This is a genomic window from Streptomyces sp. 15-116A, from assembly GCF_025290915.1.
In the GTDB taxonomy this organism is placed as follows: Bacteria; Actinomycetota; Actinomycetes; order Streptomycetales; family Streptomycetaceae; genus Streptomyces.
Genome location: NZ_JAOCQE010000441.1, coordinates 1 through 3,278, shown reverse-complemented (window position 1 = coordinate 3,278; position 3,278 = coordinate 1). Strand labels below are relative to the sequence as shown.

The following is a 3,278-nucleotide window of genomic DNA, read 5'->3' as shown; positions in this document are numbered from 1 at the left end:
GCAGGCGTACTTCGAGCGGGGCCCATCGGAGGCCGACCCGGAGTGGATGAGCTTCTACGGCGAGGCCGAGCTGGAGGGTCTGGAGGCGCAGTGCTGGTCGACGCTCGGCGACTGGCCGCGCGCGGCCCGGCACGCGCGCCGGGCGGCGGAACTCCAGGACCCGCACTTCACGCGCAACATCGCGCTGTACACGGCGGAGCTGGCCGACGACCTGGCCCGCGGCGGACGCCCCGACGAGGCGGCGGCGGCGGGCATGCGCGTCCTGGACCTCCTGACCGAGGTCCAGTCGTCCCGCGTCCACACGATGCTGGCCGGCACGGCCCGAGTCCTCCTCCCCCACCGCCGGGCCTCAGGAGTCTCAGCCTTTCTGGACCGCCACGCCGCGCTGCCGCTTGGAGTGTGACCGAGGAGACCTCGCGGGTCAGCCCGCCAGATGCCCCAGGTCGTTCCAGCTCTCGATCGCCGGTTCGCCGTAGGCCCAGCCCAGGACGGACAGCGAGGTCGGATTGAGGCGGATGCGCGCCGCGAAGTCGAGGGGCAGGCCCAGCCAGCGCGCGCCGATCGACCGCAGGATGTGCCCGTGGGCGAAGACCAGCACGTCCCGGTCGGTGGAGCGCGCCCAGGCCACCACCTCGTCCGCGCGGGCGGTCACCTCGGCGAGGGTCTCCCCGCCGGGGACACCGTCGCGCCAGATCAGCCAGCCGGGACGCAGCGCCTGTATCTCGGCCGGGGTCATGCCCTCGTACGCCCCGTAGTCCCACTCCAGCAGCGTGTCCCAGGTCCGTGCGCGCTCGCCGAAGCCGGCCAGTTCACAGGTCTCACGCGCGCGTGCCAGCGGACTGGTGCGCACCTCCACACCGGGCAGCCCCTCGAACGGCGCCCCGTGCAGCCGCTCGCCGAGCAGCTTGGCCCCACGCCGCCCCTCCTCGAGGAGAGGTACGTCGGTCCTGCCGGTGTGTCTGCCGGACAGCGACCACTCGGTCTGTCCGTGCCGGGCCAGCAGGATGCGCGGTGCCATGAGAGGGGACCTTCCGGGACGAAAATCGCAGGCGGGATTCCCCCATCATCGCGCACGCTGTTCCAGAGCAACCCGACGGGCGATCTCTGCGTCTATCAGGGCCGAGGGCGCCCACGGGGGCCGCGTTCGAACACCGTAGAGTGGCTGACCGCCGAGGGGCCGCCATGAGGGAATGAGGGGGAGGGCGATCGGATGCCGCACACCGAGAAACCGGGCACCGAGGGCGCCCCGGCGACCCGGCTGCGCTGGTGGACCGAGCTGCCGCTGATCGTCCTGGTGTACGCCTGCTACTCGGCGGGCCGCCTGATCGTGCGGGGCGACGTCTCGGACGCCGTGGACCACGGCCTGGCGATCCTGCGCATCGAGAAGGCGCTGTATCTCGACGCCGAGACCCCGCTGAACCGTCTCTTCACCCGCGAGGCCTGGATCGGCATACCCGCCGACTTCTGGTACGCCTCGCTGCACTATCTGGTGACGCCCGCGCTCCTCGTCTGGCTGTTCCGCTCCCGCGCGGTGCGCTACCGGGCCGCGCGCACCTGGCTGATGACGTCCACGTTCATCGGCCTGATCGGCTTCACCCTGCTGCCCACCTGCCCGCCGAGGCTGCTCGACGCGAGCCACGGCTTCGTGGACACGATGGCGCAGTACAGCACCTGGGGCTGGTGGGGCGGCGAGGCGAGCGCCCCGCGGGGCCTGGGCGGGATGACCAACCAGTACGCGGCGATGCCGAGCCTGCACGTCGGCTGGTCCCTGTGGTGCGGTGTGATCCTCTGGAAGTACGGCACCACGCGTCTGTCGAAGATCGCCGCCGTGGTGTATCCGCTGGTGACGACGATCGTGGTGATGGGCACCGCGAACCACTACTTCCTCGACGCGCTCGCCGGTGCCGCCGTGATGGGCGCCGGGCTGCTGCTCGCGCCGTTCGTGATGCGGACCGCGGACCGCGTCAAGCTCAGCCTCCGCACGGCCGCGAAGCCCACCGCCGGCCCGGACTCGGCGCCCGCTGCCGCACCCGCCACCGCGACCGCCGCCTCCCCGGCCTCCGCAGCCGCCCCCGCCCCCGTCACGGCGGACACTTCCGGCACGGGTTCACAGATTGTCAGTGCCGGATGCCAGACTTCCGCGGGTGAGCGAATTCCACGGCAGCGAGCGTCACGGTTCGAACCAGGAGCCGAGCCAGGTGCCTCCCCCTCGGACGCGGGGGAAGGCGCTGCGGCACCGGCTCGCTGAGCTGCGCGGCCCGGAGGTACCGGCCAAGGCGCTGGACGCGCGCGCCCTGGCCGCCCTCGCCGCCAACCCGGGCTGCAAGCGGCGCGCGATCCTCGACGGCGCCGGGGTGGACAAGGCGGCCCTCGCGAGCGCGCTGGGCTCCCCGTCGGTCTTCGGCCAGTCGCAGTTCGCCTTCGTGCGGGGCAATGCCTTCGAGGCGAAGGTCAAGGCCGACGGCGGCACGGAGCTGCTGCGGCTGGCCCACGAGAAGCTGGACCGCTCGGCCGAGCCGCCCGCCGACGCGCGCGTGCCGGACCTGACCGCGCAGGGCCCCGAGGGGCGCGCGGCGCGTACGGAGCTGGCGCTGCGCGAGGCCACCGAGGCGGCGGGCGTCTGGACGCTGCTCGACCACCCGATGCTCGCGCTCGACGTCGCGGGCTCCCCCGCCTTCCTGGAGCCGGACGCGGTGATCGTGCACCCGGACGGCAGCTGGACGGTCGTGGAGATCAAGTCGTTCCCGATGCTGGACGGCTCCGCGGACCCGGCGAAGGTCGGCGCGGCGGCCCGCCAGGCGGCGGTGTACGTGCTGGCGCTGGAGGAGGTCGCCGCGAAGACCGGCCTTCCCGCGCGCGTACGGCACCGCATCCTGCTGGTCTGCCCCAAGGACTTCTCCAACCTGCCCACCGCCTCCGCCGTGGACGTCCGCAAGCAGCGCGCGGTGACGGCCCGGCAGCTGACGCGGCTCACCCGCATCGAGGACATCGCCGACACGCTCCCCGAAGGCGTCTGCTTCTCGCCCGAGCTGCCCGCCGAGCAGCTGACGGCGGCCGTGGAGGCGGTCCCGGCGACGTACGCGCCCGAGTGCCTGTCGGCCTGCGAGCTGGCCTTCCACTGCCGGGACCGCTCCCGGGCGGCCGGTGCGGTGACGTGCCTGGGCCGCCCGGTGCGCGCCGAGCTGGGCGGTCTGACGACCGTCGAGGACGTCCTGGCGGCGGCTCGCGGCGAGGCCGGTGACCCCGACGACCCCGCGGTCGCCGCACTGCGCCGCGCG

3 protein-coding genes and 1 pseudogene are annotated in these 3,278 nt (G+C 73.6%); 3 read left to right on the top strand and 1 reads right to left on the bottom strand.

The features are described from left to right. A pseudogene (locus tag N4P33_RS34035) lies at positions 1 to 403 on the top strand (hypothetical protein); the annotation flags it as partial. Between the two features lie 18 nt (positions 404 to 421). Here the strand turns inward: N4P33_RS34035 and N4P33_RS34030 are convergent. Further along, positions 422 to 1,018 carry a histidine phosphatase family protein gene (locus N4P33_RS34030; protein WP_260830789.1) on the bottom strand — a complete coding sequence of 199 codons (597 nt, stop codon included), beginning with the start codon at positions 1,016 to 1,018 and terminating at the stop codon, positions 422 to 424. A gap of 192 nt (positions 1,019 to 1,210) precedes the next feature. Here N4P33_RS34030 and N4P33_RS34025 point away from each other — a divergent pair, with 192 nt between their 5' ends. Then, a complete protein-coding gene (locus tag N4P33_RS34025; RefSeq protein WP_260830788.1) occupies positions 1,211 to 2,248 on the top strand; it encodes a phosphatase PAP2 family protein in 1,038 nt (345 codons plus the stop codon). After that, positions 2,199 to 3,278 (top strand): hypothetical protein (locus tag N4P33_RS34020; RefSeq protein WP_260830787.1); only part of this gene is annotated, 1,080 nt, incomplete at its 3' end. The genes N4P33_RS34025 and N4P33_RS34020, both read left to right, overlap by 50 nt.